We start from the raw sequence: 25596 nt of genomic DNA, 5'->3' as shown, positions 1-25596 counted from the left end.
CGGAGACCCGTCATGGCCCTCACCGACATCTGGTTCCTGCTCATCGCGGTCCTCTGGACCGGCTACTTCGTCCTCGAAGGCTTCGACTTCGGCGTCGGCATGCTGCTGCGGATCCTCGGCCGCGACGACACCGACCGGCGGGTGCTGATCAACACGATCGGCCCGGTCTGGGACGGCAACGAGGTCTGGCTGCTCGTCGCCGGCGGCGCCACCTTCGCCGCGTTCCCGCTCTGGTACTCGAGCCTGTTCTCCGGGTTCTACCTGGCCCTGCTGCTGGTGCTGGTGGCGCTCATCCTGCGCGGGGTGGCGTTCGAGTTCCGCGGCAAGATCGACAGCCCGCGCTGGCGCAGCACCTGGGACTGGATCATCGTCTTCGCCTCGGGCGGCCCGGCGCTGCTGTGGGGTGTCGCCTTCGGCAACATCGTGCACGGCGTCCCGCTCGACGCGAAGCACCACTTCACCGGCACGTTCTTCACCCTGCTCAACCCGTACGCGCTGCTCGGCGGGCTGGCCACGCTCACCCTGTTCGCCTTCCACGGCGCGGTCTTCCTGACGCTGAAGACCACCGGCGAGATCCGCGGCCGAGCCCGGACGCTGGGCCGCGTGCTCAGCGGCGCGGCGATCGTGTTCGGCGGCGTCTTCCTCGGCTGGACCGCGATCGAGCACGGCGGCTGGGCGTGGCCCACGTCGCTGATCGCCGCCGCGTTCCTGGTCGCGGGCGTGTTGTTCGCGGCGGGTGACCGCGACGGGTACGCCTTCGCGAGCACGGCCGCCGCGATCGTCGCCGTCACCGTGACGCTGTTCTGGTCGCTGTACCCGAATGTGCTGCCCTCGACGACCGACCCGGCGTTCGGCCTGACCACCACGAACGCGTCCTCGACGCACTACACCCTGCAGATCATGACCTGGGTCGCCGTCGCGTTCACCCCGATCGTGCTGGCCTACCAGACGTGGACGTACTGGGTGTTCCGCAAGCGCCTCGGCCGGGACTCGATCCCGGCCGGCGGCGGGCTCCCCGCGGCCCGCGGATGAGGCCTCTCGATCCGCGGCTGCTCCGCCACGCGAGTGCGGTCCGGCCGTTCGTCCTCGCGTGCGCCGCCCTGGGCGGGCTGACCGCGCTGCTGGTGCTCGCCCAGGCGGAGCTGCTGGCGACGACGATCACGCGGGCTTTCCTCGACGGCGCGGCCCTTCCCGGCCTGCTGGTCCCCTTGGGGATGCTCCTGCTGGTGGTGCTGGCCAGAGCCGGGATCGCGTGGCTGTCGGAAACGACCGCGCACCGCGCCGCCGCCCTCGCGCTCTCCCAGCTGCGCGAGACGGTCATCAGCGCCGCGCTGCGCATCGGGCCCCGGCAGGCGGACCGCTCCCCCGCCGAGGTCGCGTCGCTGGCGACGCACGGCGTCGACCGGCTGGAGGGCTACTTCGCGCGGTACCTGCCGCAGCTGCTGATCGCCTCGGTCGTGCCGCTGGTGGTCGGGGTGCGGATCCTGGTGGCCGACTGGGTGGCCGCGGTGATCGTGGGGTTCACGGTGCCCTTGATCCCGCTGTTCATGATCCTCATCGGCCGCTACACCCAGCGCGACGTCCGGCGGCAGTGGAAGACGCTTTCGGTGTTGGGCAACCACTTCCTCGACCTGGTCGCCGGGCTGGCCGAGCTGACGGCGTTCGGCCGGGCCCGCGCCCAGCTGCGTTCGCTGCGGGAGATCACCGAGAAGTACCGGACGCAGACCTTGAAGACGCTGCGTGTCGCGTTCCTGTCGGCGCTCGCCCTCGAGCTGCTGGCGACGCTGTCGGTCGCGGTCGTCGCCGTTTCCATCGGCCTCCGCCTGCTGGCCGGCGACCTCGACCTGCACACCGCATTGGTCGTGCTGATCCTCGCCCCGGAGGTCTACCTGCCGCTGCGTGCGGTCGGCGCCCGGTTCCACGACAGCGCCGAGGGCCTGGCCGCGGCCGAGGAGATCATCGCGCTCGCCGACACACCTACCGGTACCACCGGTACCCGCACCGTTCCCGACCTCACCCGCGTGGCCTTGCGCTGCGAGGACGTCACGGTCGAGGGCCGGTCCGGGCCGATCCTCGACGGGTTCAGCATGCGCGTGTCACCCGGCGAGGTGGTCGGGGTGACCGGGCCGAGCGGGGCGGGCAAGTCGACGCTGCTCGACGTCCTGCTCGGCTGGCGGCGGCCCGACTCCGGCCGGGTCGTGCTCGGGGACGTCGATCTCGCCGACGTCGGCCGCGCGACCTGGCACCGCCGCATCGCCTGGGTGCCGCAGCAGCCGCACCTCGTCGCCGGGACCGTGGCGGAGAACATCCGGCTGGGCTCTCCGGACGCGACCGACGACGACGTCCACGCGGCCGCCGACGACGCCGCGCTCGACCTCGCCTCGGACGCCGCGATCGGCGAGCTGGGCGCCGGGCTCTCGACCGGGCAACGCCGTCGTGTCGCGCTGGCCCGCGCGGTCCTGCTCGACCGGCCGCTGATCCTGCTCGACGAGCCCACCGAGGGCGTCGATGCCGGGACCGAGGCCGCCATCCTGGACCGCCTGCCCCAGGTCCTCGCCGGGCGGACCGCGGTGATCATCAGTCACCACCCCGCGGTGCTGGCCGGGTGCGACCGGGTCGTCACCCTCGGCGGCCCGGCTCCGGCACCTGCGCGCGACACGGTCCCGGCGTCGTCCGCGCCGGCTCGCCCGGTCGCCGTCGCGCCGGTCGTCGAATTGTCCACTGTGGAGGGAACGCGATCGAAGTGGCGGCCGCTGCGCGACGCCGTACGCCCGCACCGGTGGCGCCTCGCCCTCGCCTGCCTCGCCGCCACGGCGGCACTCGGCTGCGGAGTCGCGCTGACGGCGACGTCGTCGTGGCTCATCGCCAGTGCGGCCCTGCACCCGCCGGTGCTGAGCCTCATGGTCGCGATCGTCGCGGTGCGCACGTTCGGTCTGGCCAAGGGCATCCTGCGCTACCTCGAGCGGTTGCTGTCGCACGATGTCGCCCTGCGCGCGCTGACCGAGCTGCGGGTGCGGGTGTGGGCCCAGCTGATCCGGATCGGTCCGGCCCGCACGGCCCGGCTGCGCCGCGGGGATCTGCTGCACCGGCTGATATCCGATGTGGACAGTCAGCAGGACGTGCTGGTCCGCGGCCTGGTCCCCGGGCTCTCGACGTTCGCGGTCCTCGCCGGGACGGCGGTCACCCTCGGCGTGATCCTGCCCGGCGCCGGACTCGCGGCCGCCGCCGGCCTGCTCACCGCCGGAGTGCTCGCCCCGCTCGTCGCCGCCCTGACGACCCGGCAGGCCCAGCGTGACACGGCCCGGCTGCGCACCGATCTGGTCGCGGGCACCGTCGAGCTGCTGCAGGCCTCGGCCGACCTGATCGCGCACGACGCGGCGGGCCGCCGCCACTCCCGCCTGCGCGAACTCGACGCCGGACTCACCGCACTGGCCCGCCGGTCCGCGGTGCGGCGCGGACTGGGCACCGGGATCGCGACGCTCGGGGTCGGCCTGACCTCCCTGACCTGCCTCGCACTGGGCATTCTCGCAGTGCGCGCGGGCGCCGTCTCCGGCCCGGCGCTGGTCGTCCTGGCCCTGACTCCACTGGCCACCGCCGAACTGGTCGCGGGCCTGCCCGAAGCCGCGCAACGCCTGCTCGGCGCCGGGCACGCCGCACACCGGCTCGCGAACCTGGACGCCGTCCCGGCCCCGCAGACCGAACCCGCCGTCGCCGAACCCGTACCGGCGGCCGGCGACCTGGTGGCCGAGCACCTGTCGGTCCGCTGGCCAGACGCCCGGCGCGACGCGGTCCAGGACGTGAACCTCCGGATCGGCCACGGCCGCCGCCTGACCCTCACCGGCCGCTCCGGCGCGGGCAAGAGCACCGTGATCGCGGCGCTGATGCGCTACCTCGACCCGGCCGCCGGCCGGGTCCTGCTCGACGACGTCGACACCCGGCACCACGCCGGGAGCGCGGTGCGGAACCGGATCGCGTGGTGCGGTCCGGAGGCGCACTTGTTCGACAGCACCCTGCGGGAGAACCTGCGGCTGGCCCGTCCCGGCGCCACGGACGACGACCTGCGGGCGGCGCTCGGGCTCGCCAGGCTGGGCGCGTGGCTGGACCGGCTGCCCGAGGGCCTGGACACCGCACTCGGCGCTCACGGCACCCCGGTCTCCGGCGGCGAGCGCCAGCGGATCGGCGTGACCAGGGCCCTGCTGTCGGACCGCCCGATCCTGCTCCTGGACGAGCCGACGGCCCACCTGGACGCCCCGACGGCCGCGGCCTTGGCGGCAGACGTCCTGGCCACGACGGAGGGCCGCTCGACGCTGGTGGTGACGCACCGCCCGGCGGACTTCGCGGCCTTGCCCACGGTCGATCTCACCGCGGCGCCCTCCCTCGACGTCGCCCAGTAGGCACCTACGGGACTCGGTTGCCGCCCATGTCAAAACCCCGTCGAACGGCGGCGTCACGGCGAACAAAGGTCCTTCAGAAGGGCGTGCCACACCGCGGGCAAGGCTTCGACGCGGCTCAGGAAACGGTCCGGCGTACGGTCGCGCCGAGCGCCGCGCCCCAGGCCTCGGCCCGGTCCGGCTCGCCGGCCTTGGGCCCGGCGTCGACCGGGACCGTGTCGACGAAGAAGCTCTCGGCAGGCACTGCCGGCAGGCACCCGAGCCGGCGCAACCGCTTTGCGACGCCGAGCGAAGCGGCACCGGTGAGCACGCGCGACTGGTCCATCCGGGTGTCGAACGCCGCGACCGCGAGCCCCTGGGGGACCGGACCGACGGAGTCCAGCCACTCGCGCACCCCCGTGCGCGACCGGCTCGGGTGGTCCACTTGCTGCGCGGCCGAGCTCCGGGTCGCGGCACGGCTCATGCCGTGCGCGTGGGTGGGCCCGCCGACGACGAGCAGCTCGACGCCCGTGAGATCCGAAGGCGCGTCGTCGACGTTCACGATCTCCGCGCCGGAGATCCCGTCGGCGATGGCCCGCGCCACCTTCTCGGTGCCGCCGAACATCGACTCGAAGACGATGACGATACGCATGCGCTCACTCCTCGGTGATCAAGCCGGACCGGCTTGCGGGTCAGGATTCTTCGGGGACCATTTCGATGGCGCCACAAGGACACTCCGCGACGCAGATCCCGCAGCAGTTGTCGCTTGGAGAAGTGGACCTCTGGCCGAACCTCACCGGCCAGGAGATCCTCGACGCGCTGGCCGGGCTGCGCGGGACCCGCGACCTCGCGGCCGAACGACGGCTCGTGGCCGAGTTCGCGCTGGACACGCACAGGCTGGTCCGCACCTACTCCAAGGGCGACCGGCAGAAGGTGATCCTCGTCGCCGCCTTCGCCGCCCCGACCGAACTGCTCGTGCCGGACGAGCCGACGTCCGGTCTCGATCCGCTCATGGAGGAGGTTTTCCAAAGCTGTGTGAGGAAAGCAGCTGCCGCGGGCCGGACGGCCCTGCTGTCGAGCCACATCCTCGCCGAGGCCGAGCAGCTGTGCGAGTCCGTGACGATCATCAAGGACGGCAAGCTGCGAAATGAGCCCGCAGCAGGAACGCGCGACCAGAGGCGTCGAGGGGTGGTTCCGCCCCTCAGGCTTGCCCTTCCCAGTAGATCGGCTCTGCCATCCCCCAACTCAGCGATAGCACCACATCAGCTGCGCCTGCTACTGGGAGGCCAAGCACGACCCGCCACGAGCCGGTTTTGCCCGGCAGGATGTCTGGCGGTGTGCTGGGCCCGCCCGCGCTGCCAGAGTCGAACACCTCATCGCCTGCCATTCCGTCCGCAGTGACCTTGGTGATCCAGTCATAGCTGTGCAGCACATCACCAGAGATGTTGGAGACAGTGATCGAGACGATGATCGCACGCTTGTCATCGTGTCCGATTGCAGCTGAAGCACTGGGACTGTACGGCCGCGGCTTCGTCACGGTTACGGTGGCACGTTGCCCCTTGTACATTTGAGTGAACTGCAAGGGGGGCGCGGTATGCTGCTGGGTCTCGATGTTCGACGAGGCCGGAGCAACAGATGCACAGTAGGTTGTCCAATCGGATTGAGAGAGATTCGGATCCGAGCAGTTCGCCGTACCGGCGGCACTCTCGCCTGCGGGCGTGCCGCAACTGACAGACGCCGCGAGCACAATCGTGACTGGAACCAGGAATCGAAGGTCCTTCACTGCGTCTCATCCCATCGTAGATTCAAACGGACTCTGCGCGCGCCGAGCACCCGGCAGTTATTGCCGTCGGTACACTAAGACCCATTGACCGCAAGATCAATTGTCGATCTGCAGGACTCTTCAGCAAAGGGGACAAGGTCCCGACTTGCACGAAATTGTCAAGATTGTGTCCTGCCAGTTCAGGCAGCACTTCACCCCGCACGTCGCGCAGCTCCAATATCGCTTTGGTCAACGCGGGATTTGACCCGGCCGGACAGGGTTTACCGAGGCCACAGGGCCTCGACACCCGCATTCCCTGCTGTGGATGGAATAGGTCGCGTCGATCGAACTCACTTGAGAGGTTCGGGACATCGCCGTCACGTGTCGTGTCCGCCCGGTCGCCAGTTCCACGATCCGGATCGCCCGACCGCCGTCCCGCTCGACGTCCACGGCGGCTGTTCGCTGCCGAGCAGTTCGACGGCGTGGATTCGGCCCCGCTTGCACCGGCTCGGCCGTGTCGCCTCGCACGCGCAGGAGACGACTCGGCGCGTCCAGGCTTTCACTGGTCACGGTGACCGGGGCATCGTCGCCTGTGGACGAGGCCGACAGCGGGACGGTCCCCGCGCCAAGCGCAAGTCGCCCGGATGGCGTTCGGCGTGCGCGATGACGCAGCTACCCAACCAGCGGCAACGCCATCAAGAACGACAGTTCGGTCGATCGACAAGCTGACCTCCCTCGATCGAAATTGGATCGTCACCCGGACCCGACCACCGGCCATCGGCAGACCGCGGAACGCCACATCGTCATCGACGGCCACACCTGTGGTGCTACCCGGTCGCCGTGCTCTGCGGTGAGAGATGCCGCCTGGGACGCCCCAAGGTGACGAGTCCGAGGACGAACGCCACTACCGCCAGCAGCGGACTCACCAGGCTCCACCAGGTCAGCGCCGCGAACGGCAGAGTCCCGATCAGCAGGAGCACCACACGCAGGCGCACCGCCGGCGTCCAGGGAGCGACCAGCAACGCGAGCCCGCCGACCACACCGACCGCGACGATCGCGGGCTCGCCGGCGCTGACCGCCATCAGCAGTTCGAAGCCACCCAGCGCAGCGAGAAGACCCCGCAGCCAGTTGTCGGCGAAGACCTGCCCGGTTTCTCGCGCGTGTCCGCTGCCGAGCACGAGCGCCGTCGCCGCGAGCAGCAGGGCCCCGGGCAGGTACCACAGCGCACCGACGGTACTGAAACAGAGACCCCCGGTTACGAGCATGCCGACCGACACGGCCACGCGGCCGGCCGATGACAGCGATCTCGGACCACGAAGTCTGGTGGCACAGAACAGACTGAGACCGCTGAGCACGACCGTCAACGCTCCGAGCGCGAGCGGGTCGGCCTTGCTCCCGCTCCATTCCGGGATGTGCACCCCTGCGGCCGCCTGGACGACACCCGCGATCACCCCCAGGGAGCCACCGATCAGTCCCAGCATCGCCGCTACCGGTAGCAGGTGAGTGCGCGTGGTCATCGGATCACCGCGGCGAGCGGCCGGCGAGGGCTCGGCCGGGCGGCGCGGACCGGGTAGCCGAGACGGAAGGTCACCAAGGGCTTTCTGCCGGGCTGGGCGAGAAGATCCCGCAGCCGTGGCTCGAAGGTGGCGGGCAAGCCCAGCCGGCGTTCGCGGTCGACGCGTTCGGTGATCTGGTTCATGTGCTGCAGGCCGAGATCGAGAGTCGTGGCCGCGAGGTGGATGCGTTGCAGTGCTCGTCCGGCGTTCAGCCGCGTGGCCGGGTCGTCGGTGTCGGCGACGGTGATGACGCCGTAGGCGGCCGCGGTCGCGGTGTGCACGGTTCGGGTCTGGTCCAGCCAGAACGCGTCGCCGGCCGTCCGTGAGGACGCGGGGAGCAGTTTGGCCAGGGTCAACGTGACGGGACTGAGGCCCTGCGCATCGAGTGTCGGCCCGTCGCGGTGTTCGTCGATGTCGTCGCGGTTGTTCCGGAACCAGCCGAACGCGTCCTGCGACTGCCGCGGGTCGGCGATGAACGCTTCCGTCGCGGCGATGATCACCGCGCTGAGCGCTGCCTTCTCGGCGGTCGAGGTGAACCAGCGTGTCCCGATTCCGGGCAGGTCCGTGACGTGATCGGTCAGTTCGTCGAGCACGGCGGCGGGGACGTTCTGGGCGAGATACGGTCCGCGGTTGCTGTGACGCGCGCCGATCGCGTCGTACAGCGGCGACGTACTCGCCGGTGCCCGCACCAGCACCAGCGATGCGACATGGGACTGGTCGGCGGGATCGGGCATCAGGTTCACGGTCGGCCGGTGTCCGCGGGCGACCAGCGCGAGGACGAGGTTCTCCACGGCGCACCCGAGACCGACGTGGTGTTCACGGCGCAGTGGATCCACGAAGGGCATGTCCCGCGCCGGGTCGGCGAACAGGTCGACACTGGTGGCCGTGACGTGGAAGAGCCAGGGCTGGGTGTTGTGCGGGTTCGCGGCGAGGATCGCCGCCCCGACCGCCCCCATCGGACTGTCGTCGTCCTGCCACCGTGACCACGCGTCATAGGGAGCGCCCGCGCCGGGGTCGAGGACACCGTTGTCGAACGCCCGGTAGCTGACGACGCCGGTCCCCGCCACGAGGACCGTGGCCGCGCCGGCGCCGAAGACTTTGAGCGCGGATCTGCGGGACGCGACCGGCGGACGCGGCGAGCCGCCGCTCCGCACCGCACGGGGTTCGATGTTCGTGGCCATCGTCATCTCCTGAAGAAAGACCTGGTTCCATTCAGCCAATCGTCTGCACAGGTGCACCGGGAAGGAGTGCCGAGCACACATCCCGGTGCACCGATGCCCCTGTCCACCCGAGCCGGCCGAGGTGTCTAGACCGAGGCCGGAACGGGTCCGCCGTTGGTCGGCGCTTCCTGCCGGGGGACAACCGGGGCCGGAGCGGGGACAGCGGCATCAGGCAGAGGCGGAACCGACGCGGTGGCCGACGCGGCTTCTCGGGCGAGGAACGACCCGAGCTCGCCGATGGTGCTCATCAACGGCGCCGGGAACACCACCGTGGTGTTCTTGTCCACGCCGATCTCCACCAGGCTCTGCAGGTTCCGCAGCTGCAACGCCAGCGGGTGCGCCATCATCATGTCCGACGCCTCGCCCAGCGCCGCTGCGGCCTGCGACTCGCCTTCGGCGTTGATGATCTTGGCGCGCTTCTCCCGCTCGGCCTCCGCCTGCCTGGCCATCGCCCGCTTCATCGACTCCGGCAGCTGGATGTCCTTCAGCTCCACCAACGTGACCTCCACACCCCAGTCGGCCGTCGTGACGTCGAGGATCTGGCGTATGTCGGAGTTGATGGAGTCCGTTTCGGACAGTGTCTCGTCGAGAGTGTGCTGCCCGACGACCTTCCGCAGGGTTGTCTGGGCGATCTGGTCTATCGCCGCGTAGACGTTCTCGATCGCGACCACCGATTTGGTCGCGTCGACCACCCGGAAGTACGCGACGGCCGAGACGTCGACGCTCACGTTGTCCCGCGTGATGATCCCCTGCGACTGGATCGGCATCGTCACGATCCGCAGCGGCACCTGCCGCAGGACGTCGACGACCGGGATGATCAACCGCAGCCCTGGCTCGCGAACGCCGATGACCCGGCCGAGCCGGAACAACACACCCTTCTCGTACTGCTTCACGATCCTGATCGACAAGCTCAGCACAAGCAGGACGACCACGACGATCGCGACGATGATCCAGCCATTCATGACAAGTCTCCCATTGAGAGGTGGAATCCGCTTCACCCAGGAGCGCAGGTGCAGGCGGTGCGACACGGTCTGGTCCCGGAGCGCAGGTGGAGGACCGCCATCCGGCGGCCGTACTCCCGAGTCAAGCTTCCGGGCCTCGACTCGGCTATGTCCGGAAGTCACCGATGCCCAGGACCTCAGGCACTCCGACCGCGGTGGGATGCTCCCGGTCGTCGCGTGGAGCTCAAGCGCGCACCACCTGGACGAGGTTGGGTGACGTGCTGCCGGTGAACTGCTTCGTGCCGACATAGGTGGCGATCATCGGGTGCCGGCCGACGGCCAGGGTGGACGTGGTGAACACCGCGTGCCCGGTGCCGTCGAGGCTCGCCACAGCGATCGGCGTCCGCCGGTCACTGAATACGACCATGCCGGTCGGAACGGCACCGCCGGTCACCGCGGTGACCACAGCGGTGAAGGTGACCGGCTGACCGGCCACAGTGGGATTGACCGAAGAGGTCAGCCTCGTGGTGGTGGCGACGGGCTGCTGAACCCCGGTCGGGCGGGTGATCGTGGTGGTGTCCAACGTCACCGCGGCGGTCCTGGCCATGGCACGGCCGTCCACCAGCACGCCGGTGGTGGCGGTGATCGAGGCGAGCGCCATGAGGTTTCCGCGCAGGACCGAATAGGTGCCCAGGGTCGCGGAACTGCCGACCAGCCAGAAGACCTCGGCCGAACGGGCTCCGTTGACGAGAACCACGTTGCTCGCCGACGCCGTGATGAGGGTGGAGGCGGCCTTGAAGATGAACACGGCGTTCGGGTCGCCCTGGGCGTCCAGGGTCACCGTGCCCGTGATCCCGAACGTCCCGGCGGGTGATGTGTAGACGCCAGGAGTCTTGGTCGTCCCGCCCAGTTCCACCGGCACTGTGGCGGTGGACGGACGGCTCGCGGCGTCGTTGTAGGCGGTGTCCAAGTCGAGTTTGGCCTGCGCCGCGACAGCGTCGGCGGCGTGGATGGTCCCGTTCACGACACCGGGCGGAAAGCCGGTCACCGAAGCACCGGGGCTCAGCCCGAGATCCCCGGTAGCCACCGTGGCTCCGGTGCTGGTGACCGTTGAACCGGCAAGTACCGCGAAATCGGCGGCCGAGCCAAGCGGAACCGTTTGGACGGCCGCGTTGGCGGTCGACGGTCCGAGTACGCCGAGCAAGGTGGTCGTGAGAAACAGGGCGAGAAAAATCAAGATCTTCGATCGAACAGCGATGGATCGATTCATGATCTTTTGTGACTCGATTCGGATTGTTGATTCCCGGCTTACAGATCGTCGCCGTCGTCACGGCCCTCTCGATCGGCTGCTCCAGTCTCATCAGGAAAGCAGCACACGGGGAGTGCCGGATGGCGGCAATGCCGCGGACGAAAGTCCCGAAAGTCACGGGAGCGACGGAGGGTTCGCTGACAGAAATGGCACAACGAATTTCGAGCCGGTGTCGCGAGTCGTCGATTCGGCCACGAGTAGTGCGGTGACACTGCGTGAGACGGCCGATTCAGAGGGAACCCGGCCGTGACGACCGGACCGAACGCCGACCGGCCACCCGTGTGGCCGCGGCTCGCTGACTCTTGGTGCCCCAGACCTCGGTGCTGCTCTCCCCAGCTCTCTCGGCGTGCTGCACCCGGCACGCCGCTCCGATCCACCACACCGGCGCAGCTGCGCTCCCGGGACTTCCCGGCCGGCTCGATGGGCCCCAAGGTCGACGCCGCCTGCCGCTTCGTCGAACTCACCGGCCACATCGCGGCCATCGGCGCGCTCGACTCCCCCGCCGCGATGCTGCGCGGCACCGCAGGCACCGTCATCACACCGGGAGGTGAGCCGACCCACCCGGCCGTCGCACAGGTCCAGCGGCGTCGGGCTCCACGGGATCCGCCCGGGACCGGGTCACATGACCTTCGCGACGCGCTGACCGAGGCCGTTCTCCGGCGTCCGGGCGAGCGGCGGGATCACGACGACCGGACACGTCGCGTGCCGCAGGCAGGCACTGCTCACCGATCCCGCGAGCACGTCGCGCAACCGGCCCCGGCCGTGGCTGCCGACGACCAGCACGGTCGCCTCGCCGGTCCGCTCGATCAGCGTGTCGGCCGGGTCGCCGTCCGGAGCCGAACAACGCACCTCGACCGCGGGCCGGTCCTTCGTGACCGCGGCGACGAGCGTCTCGAGCTCGTGGACGTGCACCTCGCGAGCCTCTTCGAGCGTCCGCCCCGCCGATGCGTCATCGAGCATGGCGTCATGGGTCCAGACCGTCACGGCGTCCACCTCGGCCCCGCTCGCGGTGGCCTGGTCGAGTGCCCAGACCAGCGCCGCGGTACTGGCGTCCGAGCCGTCCACACCCACCACGATCCGTGCGGATACTTCCGTCATCGCCATTCCTTTCGGTCGAATCCCTTCGCTTTCCAGACAACACCCGAGGACCGCACGACGAACCTGGCGTTGTACCCGAGCCGCGAGGAACTTGGTCCCTATGAAGGCCCGCCTGTGGTGCGAACCATCGAAGGTACGCACGACGACAGGGAGAAGCCCATGACGGTACGGATCGGGATCAACGGTTTCGGCAGGATCGGGCGGGACGTCCTCCGCAGCATCCTCCAGACGCCCGACAGCCCGCTGGAAGTGATCGCGGTCAACGACATCACCTCGCCGGAGATGCTCGCGCACCTGCTGGCGTTCGACTCGACCTACGGCCGGCTGCACACCCCGGTCGAGGTCGTCGACGGCGAGGCGCTGCGGGTCGGCGACCAGCTGATCCAGGTCACCGCCCAGACCGACCCCGCCCAGCTGCCCTGGGCCGAGTACGGCGTCGACATCGTCATCGAGTCGACCGGCAAGTTCCGCACCCGCGAAGCCGCTGCCGCGCACCTGGCCGCGGGCGCGCGGAAGGTCGTCATCTCCGCACCGGGGAAGGACGTCGACGCCACGATCGTGCTCGGGGTCAACGAGGACGCCTACGACTCGCGGCGCCACGACGTGATCTCCAACGCCTCGTGTACCACCAACTGCGTCGCGCCGATGGTGAAGGTGCTGCACTCGGCGTTCGGCATCCGCCGCGGCCTGCTCACCACCATCCACAGCTACACCGGCGACCAGGCCCTGCTCGACCGGCCGCACAAGGACCCGCGCCGCGCCCGCTCCGCCGCCGTCAACATGGTGCCGACCAGTACCGGCGCGGCCAAGGCGATCGGGCTGGTGCTGCCGGAGCTGGCCGGCAAGCTCGACGGCGTCGCGATCCGCGTCCCGGTCGAGGACGGCTCGCTCAGTGACCTCACCGTGGAACTGGAACACCCGGTGACCACCGAGCAGGTCAACCACGCCTTCGCCGAAGCGGCCGACGGCGACCTCAAGGGGATTCTGCGCTACAGCGAGGCCCCGCTCGTGTCCCGCGACATCATCGGCGACCCCGCCTCGTGCGTGTTCGACGCACCGCTGACCAAAGCCGACTCGCACCTCGCGAAGGTCTTCGGCTGGTACGACAACGAATGGGCCTACGCCGCGCGCACCATCGAACTCGTCGAGCTGATCGGGCGCTCCCTGGCGTGACCGGAAACCGTGCCTCGCGTGCCCGCCGGTGCCCTGACCCGGCGGGCACTCGTCCCTCGGAATGACGAAGCAAACCGCCGGGAGGATCCCGCGGGAAAGAGGAGCACACCATGACCCACCGCAAGTGGCGTGACCTGCCCTGGTCGCAACGCACCGCGATCGCCGCCGCCGGTGCGGTCCAGACCGTCCTCGCCGCGAGCGCCTGGTGGGACCTGGCCCGGCGACCCGCCGATCGGGTGCGCGGGCCGAAGTGGTCGTGGGCCTGCGTGATCGCGGTGAACTTCATCGGCCCGATCGCCTACTTCACCGCCGGTCGGGTGCCGCCGCGGGCGGCCACCACCGGGCAGAGCGCGTAGGACATGGCTCCCCCGTCCGGCGAACAGGCACCCAAGGACCTTCCAGCCGGGGACCTTCGGCCCCAGAAACCCTTGCGGCACCAGCACAGACTGCTCCCAACACACAACGAACGGAGTCCTACCATGTCCCTCAAGCCGCACGAGAACACCGCCCACGTCCCTGCCCAGCGATCCGCCCAGCCGACGTCGTTCCCCGATTTCGTCGCCGGTTCCCCGACCGCCGGGAAGATCCTGGCCGTCCTGCGGATCGTCACCGGGTTCGTGTTCCTGTGGGCGTTCCTCGACAAGCTGTTCGGCCTGGGCTACGCGACCCCGGCGAAGGGCGCCTGGATCAGCGGCGGTTCTCCCACCAAGGGCTTCCTGAGCAGCGTGCACATCGGCCCCTTCGAGTCGATGTTCCACGCCTGGGCCGGCACCTGGTGGGCCGACACGCTGTTCATGCTCGGCCTGGCCGGCGTCGGCATCGCCGTCATCGCCGGAGTCGGCCTGCGGCTCGGCGCGATCGCCGGCTCGCTCATGATGCTGATGATGTGGAGCGCTGAATGGCCGTTCGCACAGAGCATGAGCACCGGCGAAGCGACGCACTCGAGCAACCCGATCATCGACTACCACATCATCTACGCGCTGATCCTCATCGTGGTGGCCGCGGCAGCGGGCGGGAACACCTGGGGCCTCGGCCGCCGCTGGGCCGACCTCACCGGCGACCGCAAGTGGCTGCGCTGATCCCCGCGTCCCCGGGCGCCCGCCATCCCGGCGGGCGCCCTTTCGCGCTGTTCCGAAGAACCAAAGGAGAAATCAGATGAAGGCACTCGTGTACGACGGCCCCGGCCGCCGCAGCTGGACCGACCACGCCGACCCCGCACTCACCGCCCCGACCGACGCCATCGTCCGGATCGACGCCGTCACCATCTGCGGCACCGACCTGCACATCCTCAAAGGTGACGTGCCCACAGTGGACCGCGGCCGGATCCTCGGCCACGAGGCGATCGGCACCATCGTCGAGACCGGCACCGCCGTGACCACCGTCAAGCCCGGCGACCGGGTGCTGGTCTCGTGCATCAGCGCCTGCGGCCGCTGCGAATACTGCCGTGTGGCGGCTTACGGCCAGTGCCTCGGCGGCGGGGGCTGGATCCTCGGCCACCGCATCGACGGCGTGCAGGCCGAGCTCGCGCGGATCCCGTTCGCGGACACCTCGACCTACCTGCTGCCGGCCGGGGTCAGCGACGAGTCCGCGCTGATGCTGACCGACATCATGCCGACGTCGTTCGAGGTCGGCGTGCGCAACGGCACGGTCAAGCCGGGCGACACCGTCGCGATCGTCGGCGCCGGGCCGATCGGGCTGGCCGCGATCGTCAACGCGCAGCTGTTCAGCCCCAGCTTGATCATCGTGGTCGACAAGGAACCCGCCCGCCTGGACGCGGCGAAGGCGTTCGGAGCCGACGTGCTCGTTCAGCCCGGCGAAGCCGCTGCCGCGGTCGCCGAAGCCAGTGGCGGGCTCGGCGCGGACGTGGTGATCGAGGCGGTCGGTGTTCCCGAGACCTTCGAGCTGTGCACGCAGCTGGTCCGCCCCGGCGGGCACGTCGCCAACGTCGGGGTGCACGGCACACCGGTGACGCTGCACCTCGAGGACCTGTGGACCCGCAACGTCACGATCAGCACCGGCCTGGTGGACACGTCCAGCACGCCGATGCTGCTGCGGATGCTCGCCGCCGGGCGGCTCGACACGAGCCGGTTCGTCACGCACCGGTTCGGCCTCGAGGAGATGGACGAGGCCTACGACGTGTTCGCGCACCCGCAGGACAGCAACGCGCTGAAGGTCGCCCTGTTCCGCGGCTGAACGACGTCGAAAGCGGCCACTGTCCGATTCGGACGGTGGCCGCTTTCGTGGTACCGGTTCAGTTGTGCGGCTTGTGCGGGCTCAGCACCCCCACCGGACCCGGCGGGACCGGAGACACCTCGCGGTCGTCGAAGTGGGCCGTGAGGGTCTGGCGCACCTCGACCACCCCGTCGACCCGGCGGATCAACGCCACCAGCACCGCGATCACGCTGGTCCGCTCGACCACGCCGCTGAGCGTCACGATGCCGTTGTGCACGGCGACGTAGAGCGAACCCGGTTCGATCGACATCTCCCGCAGGATCACCTCGTCGCGGACCTCTTCCCGGATCTCCTGGTCGGTGCGCAGGAACACCCGCAGCAGATCCGAGCGCGACACGATCCCGACGAGCACGTTGTCCTCGTCGACCACGGGCAGCCGGTGGAAGTGGTGCTCCTCCAGCAGCTTCGCGGCCACGCTGACGTCGTCGTCCGCGTGCACGGTGAACGCCGGCGCCGTCATCAGGTCGGCGGTGAACGCCGCACTCGCCTTCCGCTTGGCCTGGCGCGAACCCAGGCGGCCGTGCGGGGCCTCGTGCTCGAGCAGGTCGCCCTGAGTCACCACGCCCAGCACGTGCCGGCCGACGTCGACCACCGGCGCCCCGCTGAAGTTCCACGACGCCAGCAGCATGGCAACGGCCTTGAACGGAGTGCCCGGGGTGACCGTGACGACGTCGGTCGTCATGACCGCGCCCACCTTGCGACGGCTCGGCATCCTGATCTCCTTCACAGCAGCGGTCCCGGGTAGTACGTGCCCTCCGGCTCCGCGGTGACCAGAGTCTGCGCTGGCTCCGGGACGGTCCGCGCCGGGATGACCACTACCGGGCAGCTCGCCTCACGCAGGCAGTGCTCGGCGACGGAGCCGACGAGCATGCTCAGCATGCGGCCGCGGCCGTGGCTGCCGAGCACGACCATCGCCGCGGTCTTCGACGCCTCGGTGAGCGCGGCCGACGGTGAACGCTCGACAAGTTCGGGCTGGATTTCCACCTCCGGGTGATCCGCCCTCACCGGCGTGATGACGTCGTCGAGCTGGTACCGCTGGATCTCTTCGGCCTCCTGCGGCGAGACTGCGATGCCCGCGCCCAGATCGTAGACCGGTTCGAACGTCCACGCCCGCAGCGCGACGACCCGGCGGCCGCTCGCTGCGGCCTCGACGACCGCCCAGCGCAGAGCGGCCACGCTGACCGCCGAATGGTCGACGCCGACGACGATATCGCGTGCGGGTTCCGTGGTCATGGTGATCACCTTCTCCTCTTCCTCACGAATGGGTTTCGCGGTCTTGTTCCTGGAACCACTCCTGCTGCCAGCGGGCGTAGCGGTAGCGGTCGAAGGCGTACGCGGTCAGGCGATAGCCGAACGTCAGCAGCACCAGGACGCCGAGCCACAGGCCGAGCGCGACGCCGACCGCGTCGATGAGGACCCCGGCGCCGCTCAACGGCGGTTCGGTGAGGTTGCCCGCCCGGTCCACCCAGATCGGCAGCTGCTCGCCCTTGATCGTGCCCTGGCCGGCGACGACTTTGCCCACGTGGCGGGTGCCGTCCGCCGGGGTCCAGGTCGCGTCGGTGGGTTCGCCGGCGCCGACGACGCCGCTGCGCGTGTTCGCCTCGAGCGGCGGGCCGTCGACCAGGAGCGTCGCGGTGGACGGCGTGCGGGCGCGGACCTGCTCGGCCGACTGGCTGCTCTGGCGCACATAGGTTTCCGATCCCAGGCCGGCCGCGAACGGCAGCAGCGCGAGCCCCAGCAGGACGGCCAGGGCCAGCAGGCCGCCCTGGACGCGGTCCGAGGGGCGCGCCACCGAACCGCGGCGGGGCAGGACGACGTACCACATCCGCGCGATGCGGTTCCACGTGTTCATGGCTCTCGCTTTCCGGCCCGGAACTGGTCCACATCCAGGATGGGCGCTCCGGCCCTTCGGTCGAAGAGGCGTTGGACCCCAGCGGCCGGGACCGCGCCGGCTCGATCGCGGGTCCTCCGGCCGGCGGCCGGTGACTTGAGACCCTGTCCCCCGCCGCGTCCGGGCCGCATCGTCGCAGTCCCGCGGCCGACGGGAGCTCACCAGACGGCAATCCGCTGGGCCTGCTGTCCGAAGTGGACATTCATGCGGCCCGGGATCCATTGCCGGAGCCGGGCAGGGACCTCCTGGTCTGGTGGGCTCAGGCCACGATGTCGCGGCGCCGGAATCCGAGGACGCCCGCCGTGATCAGGGCGGCACTCAAAGCCGTGAGCCAGAGCAACGGCGTCGCGTGCACCACCGAGCCCGGGAGCCGGGGCAGGTGGGTGAACGGTGAGAGGTCGAGTGCCCACTGGTCGAGCTTCAGCAGCGTGCCGAACTCGCCGAGCAGCAGGAAGGTCGCCAGCGCCGCCCAGGCGAGCGTGACGGCCCGCGCGGCGAAGCCGAACAGCGCCGCGGCGAGCCCGGTCAGGACCCAGACCGCGGGCAGCTGCGCCAATCCCGCGCCGACGAGCCGGGCGACCTCGGTACCGGGGTGGCCGGTGCGGCTCCCGTGCGCCAGCCCGGCCGTGAGGCCCAGTGCCGTCAGCAGCACCACCGGTGCGGCCGCGGCGAGCAGCAGGTACCCGGCCAGCAGCCGGCGGCGGTCGAGCGCGGTGGCCAGCAGTGGATCGACGCGCGACGCCCGTTCCTCCGCCCGCAGCCGGACCAGGACGGTGATCGCGTACGCCGAGGTGATCACGGCCGCCATCGAGAATTCGGCCGCGAGGAAAGCGTTCTCCATGGCTTGCTCACCGCCGAGCGCGGTGATCAGCGCCCGGGCTCCCGCGCTGTCGAGCATCTTCCCGACGTTGCCCGCGAGGCCGCCCAAGACCGGTCCCAGCAGGACGTAGCCCGCCAGCCAGGCGGTCAGGTTCGCGCGGTTGAGCCGCCACGTCAGGCCCCACGCGCCGCTCAGCGAGCGGCCGGCGTGGGCCGGACCCGCCCGGTCCGGCAGCAGCCCGGCGTCGAGGTCGCGGACGCCGGCCAGCACGACGGCCACCACGGTCAGTACGGCCGCGGCGAGCAGCGGGACGATCAGGACCCACCAGACGTCACCCGCGAAGGGCCGGACCTGCTGAGTCCAGCCGATCGGTGAGGCCCACGACAACCAGTGCGGGCCCGCGGAGTCACCGACCGCCCGCAGGAGGTACGCGGCGAGCAGGGCGACTACGGCGAGCCCCGAAGCGGCTCGCGCGCTCTTGGTCAGCTGGGCGGTCACCGCGGCGACCCCGCCGAAGACAAGACCGGCGGACGCCCAGCCGAGGCCGAACGCCAGCGAGCCCGCCACCGGCAAGCCCGCCGCGGTGAGCCCGGCCCCGCTGAAGAGGCCGAGGGCCAGGCTGGATACCGCCGTCACGATGAGGCCCGCCGCCAAGCCGGCGTAGCGGCCGACCACGGCGGAGCCGAGCAGTTCCCGCCGTCCGGCCTCCTCCTCGGCCCGGGTGTGCCGGACCGCGGTGAAGATCATCAGCAGCGCGATCAACGCCGCGCCGAACGCGGTGAGCTTGAAGACCGACGTCGCGCCCAGCGTCGGTTCGTACACCGGCCCGTAGAGCGCCACCAGGGCCGGGACCGAGTTGATGCTGTCGGCCGCGCCCTGCCGGTCTCCGGTGGCCGGGTAGATCGCGGCGGTCGCCGCCGCCGAGGACGCCGCGACCGCGGCGAACACCACGGTCCACACCGGCAGCCGGACGCGGTCCCGGCGCAGCGCCAGCCGGACCAGCGTGCCGGTGCCGGTCAGCGAGCTCATGCCGGCACCGCCTCACGCGTGCCCCCCGTGCGGTAGTGCCGCAGGAACAGCTCCTCCAGCGTCGGCGGATTGCTGGTCAGGCTCCGGACCCCGGAGCGGCTCAGCAAGCCCAGCACAGCGGCCAGCTCGGTGTTGTCGACGGTCAGCCGCACGCGGTCGCCATCGACGGTGTGGTCGTGCACCCCGGCCAGGTGCGCCAGGCCGTCCGAGCTGCCGGAGATCTGCGCGGTGATAGTCGTGCGGGTGAGATGGCGCAGCTCGTCGAGGCTGCCCGAGTCGACCAGGCGCCCGGCACGGATGATGCTGACCCGGTCGCACAGCGCCTCCGCCTCGGACAGGATGTGGCTGGACAGCAGGATCGTGCGGCCCCGCTCCCGCTCCTCGCGGACGCACGCACGGAAGATCTGCTCCATCAGCGGGTCGAGCCCGCTGGTCGGCTCGTCGAGCAGCAGCAGTTCGACGTCGGACGCGAGCGCGGCGACGACGGCCACTTTCTGCCGGTTGCCCTTCGAGTAGGCTCGGCCCTTGGTGTGCGGGTCCAGCTCGAACAGCTCGAGATAACGCTTGCGGCGCTTCGGGTCCAGCCCGCCGCGCAGCCGGCCGAGCAGGTCGATGACCTCGCCGCCGGTGAGGTTGGGCCACAGCGACACCTCGCCGGGCACGTAGGCCAGCCGCCGGTGCAGCGACACCGCGTCACGCCAGGGATCGCCACCCAGCAGGCGCAGCTCCCCGCCGTCGGCGCGCAGCAGGCCGAGCAGCAGCCGCAGCGTGGTGGTCTTGCCCGCGCCGTTGGGGCCGAGGAACCCGTGCACCTCCCCGGTGCCGACGGTCAGGTCGAGCCCGTCGAGCGCCCGAGCACGTCCGAAGGACTTCTCGAGCCCCTTGATCTCGATCGCGGCGGTCATCGGATTCCTCTCGCGTGTCCGCCGGGAGACAGCTCGCCGAGGGCGGCCTCGGCGACTCCCGTACGCGGAGTCGGACGCCCCGCCGGTGTCATCGTGAACCCTCGCCAGGTGCCGGCACCGGAGCACAAAGTCCCCAGCCACGGCGGAATTCGGCCTCTACCGGCGCCTCTGGTGGACGGCGCACGATCGTGGTGACATCGAGGAGAAAGCAGGAGCCGCCATGAATTCGCCACATCCGCACACCGGCCGGGTCATCGTCGTCGGGATGGACGGGTCACCCCGCGGTGAAGCGGCCTTGAGATGGGCACTCGAGGCGGGAACGCACGCCGGAGACGTCGTCCGGGCGATCCTCGTCCGGCCCCGCGACACTCTGCTGCCGGGCGCGTCGCTCGCACTCCAGCCGCACGGCCGGGTCCCGGAGGGCGAGTATTCGCTGGAGGACCACGTCGGCGGCCTGGGCGTCGACACCGCAGCCACGGTGGAGACGCGCACGATCCACGGAGACCCCGCGACGGAACTCGTGACGGCTTCGGCGAACGCGGACCTGCTGGTCCTCGGCGCCCCCCCGCGGCGGCGCGATGGCGGACCTGGTGCTGGGCGGTGTCGGCCGCGAGTGCGTACGTTTCTCCCGCTGCCCGATCGTCGTCATCACCCCGGAGGCGGCGCGCCACCTCACACCGGCCTGAGCCGTGTCCCGGCTACGTCGGAAAGTCTCTGGAGGCCGCCAAGAGGAACTGGATTCCCCGATGGTGGCCTTCGGCGGCTCAGTGCATTTCAGGCGCGGCGGCCGGCCCAGCGGAAAAGTTCGTCCGCGCCCCACACCAGTACCGGCATCGGCAGCATCAGCGCGATCACCCACGCCGGCAGCGCCGCCGTGCCGAACATCGTCTGCAACAGCGGCAGGTAGATCACTGCGGCCGCGAAGACCAGTTCGAACGCGATTCCGCCCAGGAGCAGCCGGTTCGTCGTGAGGCCGACCGCACGCAGCGACACCCGCTCCGTGCGGGACGCGAACGCCGTACCGATCTGGCAGAACACGATCGCCGCGAAGCTGGCCGTCGTCGCCTGGAGGTAGGCGTGGTGCAGCGGGGCACCCGTCGAGACGTCCGCGCCCGGGTGCCAGCCCGCCGCGTACAGCACGGCGAAGTACGCGCCCAGAACGAGGATCCCGGACAGCAGGCCCATGATCCCCCACGCACGCAACAACATCCGGCCGGTGACCACACCTTCCGACCGCCGGCGCGGGCCGCGGGCCATCAAGCCCGGCTCCGCGGGTTCGCGGCCGAGGGCCAGCGCCGGGAGGGTCTCCGTGCCGAGGTCGATGGCCAGGATCTGCAGCACCGTCAGCGGCAGCGGGATCATCCCGCCGGACACGGCGAACAGCAAGAACGGCAGCACTTCCGGGACCGCGTGCGCGAAGATGTAGAGCACGAACTTGCGGACGTTGTCGAAGACCCGCCGCCCCTCCCGCACACCCGCGACGATCGTCGCGAAGTTGTCGTCGGTGAGCACCACCGTCGCCGCTTCCTTCGCGACGTCCGTGCCACCGACGCCCATCGCCACGCCGATGTCGGCCCGGCGCAGGGCCGGGGCGTCGTTGACGCCGTCGCCGGTCATCGCCACGACCTCGCCGCACTCGCGCAGCGCGTCGGCGATGCGCAGCTTGTCCTCCGGTGCGGCGCGGGCGAACACGATCTCACCGCCGGCGGTGAGTGCCTCGTCGAGGACCGGTTCGGGCATCCGGGAGAGTTCGTCGCCGCTGATCACGCGGTCCGCGTCGATCCCGACACGCCGGGCGATCTCCGCCGCGGTCCGGCCGTTGTCGCCGGTCACGACGTGGACGGTGATCCCCGCCGAATGGCAGTTCGCGACCGCGGCGGCGACCTCGGGACGCGGCGGGTCGACGAGCCCGACCAGCCCCAGCAAGCACAGATCCGACTCCGCCTCGTCGCGGCTCCCGGGCACCGTGGGAACGCCGCGGCGGGCGACGGCCAGTACACGCAGGGCCCGGCCCGCCATCTCGTCGACGCGTTCGAGGATCCGCTCCCGCAGCTCGGGCGTGACCGGGATTTCGGCGCCGGAGACGTCGAGGACCGACGAACACCGAGGTATCACCTGCTCCGGCGCACCCTTGGTGGCCACGACCGGCGAACCGGTGATCAAGTCCACAGTGGACATGCGCTTGAGCCGGGGGTCGAACGAGTACAGGGTCTCCCGCGCGGCCTCGCGGGCGGCCGGGTCGAACACGGTTCCGTGGTCGGCCGCGTAGTCCAGCAGGGCCAGCTCGGTCGGGTCGCCGGTGGCCGAAGCGCGGTCCGCGGTGCTGCAGCGGGCGAGGGATGCGGCCAGCACCCTCGCGTCGTCCAACGGCTCGCCCAGCCCGTCCCGGACCTCTTCGACGTGCATCGCGTTACGGGTCAGGGTCCCGGTCTTGTCGGTGCAGATCACCGTCGTGGAGCCCAAGGTCTCCACCGCCGACAGCCGTTTGACCAGTGCGCCTTCCTTGGCCATCGACCGCACCCCGGCGGCCAGCGCGAGGGTGATCGTCGGGAGCAGGCCTTCGGGGACGTTCGCGACGAGCAGGCCGATCGCGAACACGAACGCCGCCGACCACGACAGCCCGGCCAGCCAGCCCAGCGGCAGGAACCCGATGCCGACCACGACCGCGACGCCGGCGATCAGCCACGCGACGCGGCGCACCTGCCGCTCCAGCGGGCTCTCTTCGCGTCCCACCCGGGCCGAGAGCGACGCGATCCGGCCGATCTCGGTGTGCCGCCCGGTGGCGTGCACGACCGCGTGTGCGGCGCCGGCGACGCACACCGTGCCGCTGAAGACGAGCACCGGTGACTCCAGCGGCCGCGTCGCGTCGTCGGGTGTGTCGGCCATCCGCGTCACCGGGGCCGACTCCCCCGTCAGCATCGAGGCGTCGACGTCGAGGGTGCCCGCCACGAGCCGGGCGTCGGCCGGGACGCGGTCGCCCTCGGCGAGCACCAGGACGTCCCCGGGCACGACCTCCGTCGCGGGCACCTGGCAAACCGCGCCGTCGCGAAGCACGGACGCGCGGTCGGGCAGGTAGCGGCCGAGTGCTTCGACGGCCTTTTCCGCCTGCTGCTCCTGGAAGAACGCCAGCAGACCGTTGAGCAGGATCACCCCGACGATCGCGAACGTGAGGTTGGCCGTCCCGGCGAGCCAGGCGAGCCCGGCCGCGACCCACAGCAGCAGCGCGAGCGGGTGGATCAGCTGCCGCAGCAGCGCCAGCGGCCACGTCGCGCCGCGATGCGACGGCAACGTGTTGGGACCGCTCACCTGGAGCCGTCGAATGGCTTCTCGGGCGGTCAAGCCGGTGACGCTGGTGCGCAGGTCCCGCATCAGCCGGTCTACGGGCTCCCGGGCGTCGATCGCCGCGGCGTCCTCGGCGTCCGGCGTCGTCTTCAGCTCCGTGGTCATCGTCAGGGTTTCCTTCGCTTCGGGGTGGCGAGGCCGACCAGGAGCACCGCCTGCGGGATGCCGGGCAGCAACGACTCCTCGGCGTACCGGGTTCGCTCGGCGGGTGATCGCATCGGCAGTACCCGCGAGGCGAAGCCGCGGCTCGCCGCGGCGAGCCGCGTCGAGTGCAGCGCGGCACCGGCCAGGACGTGGTGGCGACGGCTGTCGCCCGGCGTGGTGATCAGCAACGACGAATGCCCGGTGACGTCGCCACCGAGGCGTTTGAGTGCCGGGACCCAGTCGGGACGGACGATCCGGACGGTCGTGTCCGGCCAGAAGTCGTCGCCGGCCAGCGCGCCCAGCACGGCGAGGCTGACCGGGCGCAGCACCGTGCCGCGGCCGGGTTCGTCGAGCTTGCGCAGCGCCGCGTAGCGCGCCCACTCGCCGCTGGACGTCCCGCGTGCGTCGCCGGCCCGGACGACGGCCGCGACGTCGGGGCGATCCGGGTCGTGCGGGAACGAAACCACCGGTTCGCGGCCCAGCACCCGCACGACGGTCCAGATCGTCGACAGCGCCGCCCCGCATTCGAGGCCAGCGGCCGTGCGCCGGGTGGGCGGCTCGGTCAGCACGACCTCGTCCGGCCGGACCTCCGCGACGCAGCGATTCGGGCCGAGCCGCAGCAGCGCGTCGGCCAGCACCGTCCGCGACGACCGGTCCCACTGGAAGCCCAGTGTTGTCATCGGCCCACACCGAAGTGCCTGCTCACGCCACAGCCAGACGGGAAAGCGCGTCTTCGGCGCCGCGCGCGAGTTCGAGTTCTTCCCGGGGCAGGACGATCAGGGCGGGTACCGGCGAACCGGCCGCGGTGACGATCCGGTCGACGTCCGTGCGCGGGACGTCGCCGGCGCGCAGGCCGAGGACACCCAGCCCCTCGATGACCGACGTGATCACCTCCGGCTGGTACTCGGCGACGCCGCCGGTGAACACGACGGCGTCCAGCCGCGACAGGCTGGTCGCGGCCGCACCGATTTCCCGGAGCAGGCGGTGCCGGTAGACGTCGAGGGCGACCTCGGCGTCCGGTTCCCGGCGGGCGGCAGCGGCCAGCACCTGGCGCAGGTCGCCGTTGGTACCGCTCATCCCGGCCAGCCCGGAGTGGTTGAACAGGGCATCGGCCATCTCGGCCGGGCTCATCGGCACCGTCTGCATCACGTGCAGCAGCAGACCCGGGTCGACCGAGCCGGACCGGGTGGCCATCATGGCGCCTTCCAGCGGCGTGAACCCCATGCTGGTGTCGACGCCGTGGCCGTCGCGGATCGCGGTCACCGACACCCCGGCGCCGACGTGGGCGCAGATCAGCTGCAGTTCGTCCGGCGCCCGGCCGAGCAGTTCGGCGGTGCGGTGCAGCGCGTGCCGGCACGAGAGGCCGTGGAAACCGTAGCGGCGCAGGCGGTGCTGCGTGGTCCACGCCCGCGGCAACGGGTACCGCGCGGCGGATTCGGGCATCTCGGCGTGGAACGCGGTGTCGAAGCAGGCCACGACCGGGACGTCCGGCAACAGGCGCCGGACCGCCCGCGTCACCTCGAGCGACAACGGCTGGTGGTTCGGCGCCAGCGAGGTGAGTTGTTCGAGGCTGGCGAGCAGTTCGTCGCCGACCGGCGCGGGCGCGGTCAGAGCGCCTCCGTGGACGAAGCGGACAGCGATCGCGTCGACGTCGGACCAGCGACGGATCGTCTGGGCGACGGCGCCGGGGTCGGCCAGGTCCCACGCGGTCCAGCCGACCGCGGTGCCGTCGACGACCAGCGAGACCTTCATGCTCGACGAGCCGGGGTTCAGGGTCAGTACGCGCACGGCTTTCCTCCTCGGG

The 25596-nt window shown here is 70.9% G+C and carries 22 protein-coding genes and 1 pseudogene; 9 read left to right on the top strand and 14 right to left on the bottom strand.

The window, feature by feature from the left end:
- Positions 1–12 precede the first annotated feature (12 nt).
- On the top strand, positions 13–1032 hold the full coding sequence (gene cydB, locus ACLJQZ_RS28260; protein ID WP_410622900.1) for a cytochrome d ubiquinol oxidase subunit II: 1020 nt from the start codon (positions 13–15) through the stop codon (positions 1030–1032).
- Positions 1029–4394 carry a thiol reductant ABC exporter subunit CydD gene (gene cydD, locus ACLJQZ_RS28255; protein ID WP_410622899.1) on the top strand — a complete coding sequence of 1122 codons (3366 nt, stop codon included), beginning with the start codon at positions 1029–1031 and terminating at the stop codon, positions 4392–4394. The genes cydB and cydD overlap by 4 nt, the downstream gene beginning before the upstream one ends.
- Before the next feature lie 115 nt (positions 4395–4509).
- On the opposite strand, the gene ACLJQZ_RS28250 is transcribed toward cydD, so the two are convergent.
- On the bottom strand, positions 4510–5022 hold the full coding sequence (locus ACLJQZ_RS28250) for a flavodoxin family protein (protein ID WP_410622898.1): 513 nt from the start codon (positions 5020–5022) through the stop codon (positions 4510–4512).
- 14 nt (positions 5023–5036) lie between these two features.
- On the opposite strand from ACLJQZ_RS28250, the gene ACLJQZ_RS28245 reads away from it, so the two are divergent.
- Positions 5037–5771, top strand: a complete 735-nt coding sequence (locus ACLJQZ_RS28245; RefSeq protein WP_410622897.1) for a hypothetical protein — start codon at positions 5037–5039, stop codon at positions 5769–5771.
- Between the two features lie 1188 nt (positions 5772–6959).
- On the opposite strand, the gene ACLJQZ_RS28240 is transcribed toward ACLJQZ_RS28245, so the two are convergent.
- From ACLJQZ_RS28240 to ACLJQZ_RS28225, 4 genes are all read right to left on the bottom strand, one after another.
- A complete protein-coding gene (locus ACLJQZ_RS28240) occupies positions 6960–7649 on the bottom strand; it encodes a hypothetical protein (RefSeq protein ID WP_410622896.1) in 690 nt (229 codons plus the stop codon).
- Complete coding sequence (locus ACLJQZ_RS28235; protein WP_410622895.1) at positions 7646–8950, bottom strand: Acg family FMN-binding oxidoreductase; 1305 nt, start codon at positions 8948–8950, stop codon at positions 7646–7648. The genes ACLJQZ_RS28240 and ACLJQZ_RS28235 overlap by 4 nt, the downstream gene beginning before the upstream one ends.
- A 44-nt stretch (positions 8951–8994) precedes the next feature.
- Entirely contained in the window at positions 8995–9870 is an 876-nt protein-coding gene (locus ACLJQZ_RS28230) for a slipin family protein (RefSeq protein WP_410622894.1), read from the bottom strand.
- 223 nt (positions 9871–10093) lie between these two features.
- A complete protein-coding gene (locus ACLJQZ_RS28225; protein WP_410622893.1) occupies positions 10094–10936 on the bottom strand; it encodes an ice-binding family protein in 843 nt (280 codons plus the stop codon).
- Between the two features lie 10 nt (positions 10937–10946).
- Between ACLJQZ_RS28225 and ACLJQZ_RS28220 the strand changes: the two genes are divergently transcribed.
- On the top strand, positions 10947–11408 hold the full coding sequence (locus ACLJQZ_RS28220; protein ID WP_410622892.1) for a hypothetical protein: 462 nt from the start codon (positions 10947–10949) through the stop codon (positions 11406–11408).
- A gap of 368 nt (positions 11409–11776) precedes the next feature.
- Here the strand turns inward: ACLJQZ_RS28220 and ACLJQZ_RS28215 are convergent, their stop codons facing one another.
- The gene (locus tag ACLJQZ_RS28215) at positions 11777–12256 is read right to left on the bottom strand and encodes a universal stress protein (protein WP_410622891.1); all 480 of its coding nucleotides are present in this window, start codon (positions 12254–12256) and stop codon (positions 11777–11779) included.
- A gap of 159 nt (positions 12257–12415) precedes the next feature.
- Between ACLJQZ_RS28215 and gap the strand changes: the two genes are divergently transcribed.
- From gap to ACLJQZ_RS28195, 4 genes are all read left to right on the top strand, one after another.
- Entirely contained in the window at positions 12416–13429 is a 1014-nt protein-coding gene (gap, locus tag ACLJQZ_RS28210; protein WP_410622890.1) for a type I glyceraldehyde-3-phosphate dehydrogenase, read from the top strand.
- 110 nt (positions 13430–13539) lie between these two features.
- Positions 13540–13785, top strand: coding sequence for a PLD nuclease N-terminal domain-containing protein (locus ACLJQZ_RS28205; protein ID WP_410622889.1), 246 nt, complete (start codon positions 13540–13542; stop codon positions 13783–13785).
- A 123-nt stretch (positions 13786–13908) separates the two neighbouring features.
- On the top strand, positions 13909–14508 hold the full coding sequence (locus tag ACLJQZ_RS28200; RefSeq protein WP_410622888.1) for a DoxX family membrane protein: 600 nt from the start codon (positions 13909–13911) through the stop codon (positions 14506–14508).
- Positions 14509–14584: 76 nt separating this feature from the next.
- Positions 14585–15622, top strand: a complete 1038-nt coding sequence (locus ACLJQZ_RS28195; RefSeq protein WP_410622887.1) for a zinc-dependent alcohol dehydrogenase family protein — start codon at positions 14585–14587, stop codon at positions 15620–15622.
- Positions 15623–15680: 58 nt separating this feature from the next.
- On the opposite strand, the gene ACLJQZ_RS28190 is transcribed toward ACLJQZ_RS28195, so the two are convergent.
- The 5 genes from ACLJQZ_RS28190 to ACLJQZ_RS28170 all read right to left on the bottom strand — a co-directional run bounded on the left by ACLJQZ_RS28190 (position 15681) and on the right by ACLJQZ_RS28170 (position 20306).
- Complete coding sequence (locus ACLJQZ_RS28190) at positions 15681–16373, bottom strand: CBS domain-containing protein (protein ID WP_410622886.1); 693 nt, start codon at positions 16371–16373, stop codon at positions 15681–15683.
- 11 nt (positions 16374–16384) lie between these two features.
- Entirely contained in the window at positions 16385–16894 is a 510-nt protein-coding gene (locus ACLJQZ_RS28185) for a universal stress protein (protein WP_410622885.1), read from the bottom strand.
- A gap of 22 nt (positions 16895–16916) precedes the next feature.
- The gene (locus tag ACLJQZ_RS28180; protein WP_410622884.1) at positions 16917–17513 is read right to left on the bottom strand and encodes a hypothetical protein; all 597 of its coding nucleotides are present in this window, start codon (positions 17511–17513) and stop codon (positions 16917–16919) included.
- 298 nt (positions 17514–17811) lie between these two features.
- Entirely contained in the window at positions 17812–19401 is a 1590-nt protein-coding gene (locus ACLJQZ_RS28175) for an ABC transporter permease (RefSeq protein WP_410622883.1), read from the bottom strand.
- The gene (locus ACLJQZ_RS28170; protein WP_410622882.1) at positions 19398–20306 is read right to left on the bottom strand and encodes an ATP-binding cassette domain-containing protein; all 909 of its coding nucleotides are present in this window, start codon (positions 20304–20306) and stop codon (positions 19398–19400) included. Before ACLJQZ_RS28170 ends, ACLJQZ_RS28175 begins: the two co-directional genes overlap by 4 nt.
- Before the next feature lie 220 nt (positions 20307–20526).
- Here ACLJQZ_RS28170 and ACLJQZ_RS28165 point away from each other — a divergent pair.
- Positions 20527–20820: pseudogene (locus ACLJQZ_RS28165) on the top strand (universal stress protein); the annotation flags it as partial.
- A 260-nt stretch (positions 20821–21080) separates the two neighbouring features.
- On the opposite strand, the gene ACLJQZ_RS28160 reads toward ACLJQZ_RS28165, so the two are convergent.
- Genes ACLJQZ_RS28160 through ACLJQZ_RS28150 form a run of 3 tightly spaced genes read right to left on the bottom strand, consistent with a single transcriptional unit; the run spans position 21081 to position 25580 of the window.
- Entirely contained in the window at positions 21081–23753 is a 2673-nt protein-coding gene (locus ACLJQZ_RS28160) for a cation-translocating P-type ATPase (protein ID WP_410622881.1), read from the bottom strand.
- 2 nt (positions 23754–23755) lie between these two features.
- Positions 23756–24472, bottom strand: a complete 717-nt coding sequence (locus tag ACLJQZ_RS28155) for a hypothetical protein (RefSeq protein WP_410622880.1) — start codon at positions 24470–24472, stop codon at positions 23756–23758.
- A 22-nt stretch (positions 24473–24494) separates the two neighbouring features.
- Positions 24495–25580, bottom strand: coding sequence for an acetate/propionate family kinase (locus tag ACLJQZ_RS28150; RefSeq protein WP_410622879.1), 1086 nt, complete (start codon positions 25578–25580; stop codon positions 24495–24497).
- Positions 25581–25596 lie beyond the last annotated feature (16 nt).

Origin of the sequence: Amycolatopsis sp. cmx-8-4, from assembly GCF_046548675.1 — a bacterium.
Classification (GTDB): domain Bacteria; phylum Actinomycetota; class Actinomycetes; order Mycobacteriales; family Pseudonocardiaceae; genus Amycolatopsis.
This window is presented reverse-complemented; position numbering and strand designations above follow the sequence as displayed.

Bases quoted from the DNA above. Each gene is read 5' to 3' on its own strand.
- ACLJQZ_RS28155 (WP_410622880.1), bottom strand. From the start codon at position 24,472: ATGACAACACTGGGCTTCCAGTGGGACCGGTCGTCGCGGACGGTGCTG.
- gap (WP_410622890.1), top strand. From the start codon at position 12,416: ATGACGGTACGGATCGGGATCAACGGTTTCGGCAGGATCGGGCGGGAC.
- ACLJQZ_RS28240 (WP_410622896.1), bottom strand. From the start codon at position 7,649: ATGACCACGCGCACTCACCTGCTACCGGTAGCGGCGATGCTGGGACTG.
- ACLJQZ_RS28235 (WP_410622895.1), bottom strand. From the start codon at position 8,950: ATGTGTGCTCGGCACTCCTTCCCGGTGCACCTGTGCAGACGATTGGCT.
- ACLJQZ_RS28195 (WP_410622887.1), top strand. From the start codon at position 14,585: ATGAAGGCACTCGTGTACGACGGCCCCGGCCGCCGCAGCTGGACCGAC.
- ACLJQZ_RS28175 (WP_410622883.1), bottom strand. From the start codon at position 19,401: ATGAGCTCGCTGACCGGCACCGGCACGCTGGTCCGGCTGGCGCTGCGC.
- cydB (WP_410622900.1), top strand. From the start codon at position 13: ATGGCCCTCACCGACATCTGGTTCCTGCTCATCGCGGTCCTCTGGACC.
- ACLJQZ_RS28190 (WP_410622886.1), bottom strand. From the start codon at position 16,373: ATGCCGAGCCGTCGCAAGGTGGGCGCGGTCATGACGACCGACGTCGTC.
- ACLJQZ_RS28250 (WP_410622898.1), bottom strand. From the start codon at position 5,022: ATGCGTATCGTCATCGTCTTCGAGTCGATGTTCGGCGGCACCGAGAAG.
- ACLJQZ_RS28170 (WP_410622882.1), bottom strand. From the start codon at position 20,306: ATGACCGCCGCGATCGAGATCAAGGGGCTCGAGAAGTCCTTCGGACGT.
- ACLJQZ_RS28160 (WP_410622881.1), bottom strand. From the start codon at position 23,753: ATGACCACGGAGCTGAAGACGACGCCGGACGCCGAGGACGCCGCGGCG.
- ACLJQZ_RS28230 (WP_410622894.1), bottom strand. From the start codon at position 9,870: ATGAATGGCTGGATCATCGTCGCGATCGTCGTGGTCGTCCTGCTTGTG.
- cydD (WP_410622899.1), top strand. From the start codon at position 1,029: ATGAGGCCTCTCGATCCGCGGCTGCTCCGCCACGCGAGTGCGGTCCGG.
- ACLJQZ_RS28200 (WP_410622888.1), top strand. From the start codon at position 13,909: ATGTCCCTCAAGCCGCACGAGAACACCGCCCACGTCCCTGCCCAGCGA.
- ACLJQZ_RS28215 (WP_410622891.1), bottom strand. From the start codon at position 12,256: ATGACGGAAGTATCCGCACGGATCGTGGTGGGTGTGGACGGCTCGGAC.
- ACLJQZ_RS28185 (WP_410622885.1), bottom strand. From the start codon at position 16,894: ATGACCACGGAACCCGCACGCGATATCGTCGTCGGCGTCGACCATTCG.
- ACLJQZ_RS28205 (WP_410622889.1), top strand. From the start codon at position 13,540: ATGACCCACCGCAAGTGGCGTGACCTGCCCTGGTCGCAACGCACCGCG.
- ACLJQZ_RS28180 (WP_410622884.1), bottom strand. From the start codon at position 17,513: ATGAACACGTGGAACCGCATCGCGCGGATGTGGTACGTCGTCCTGCCC.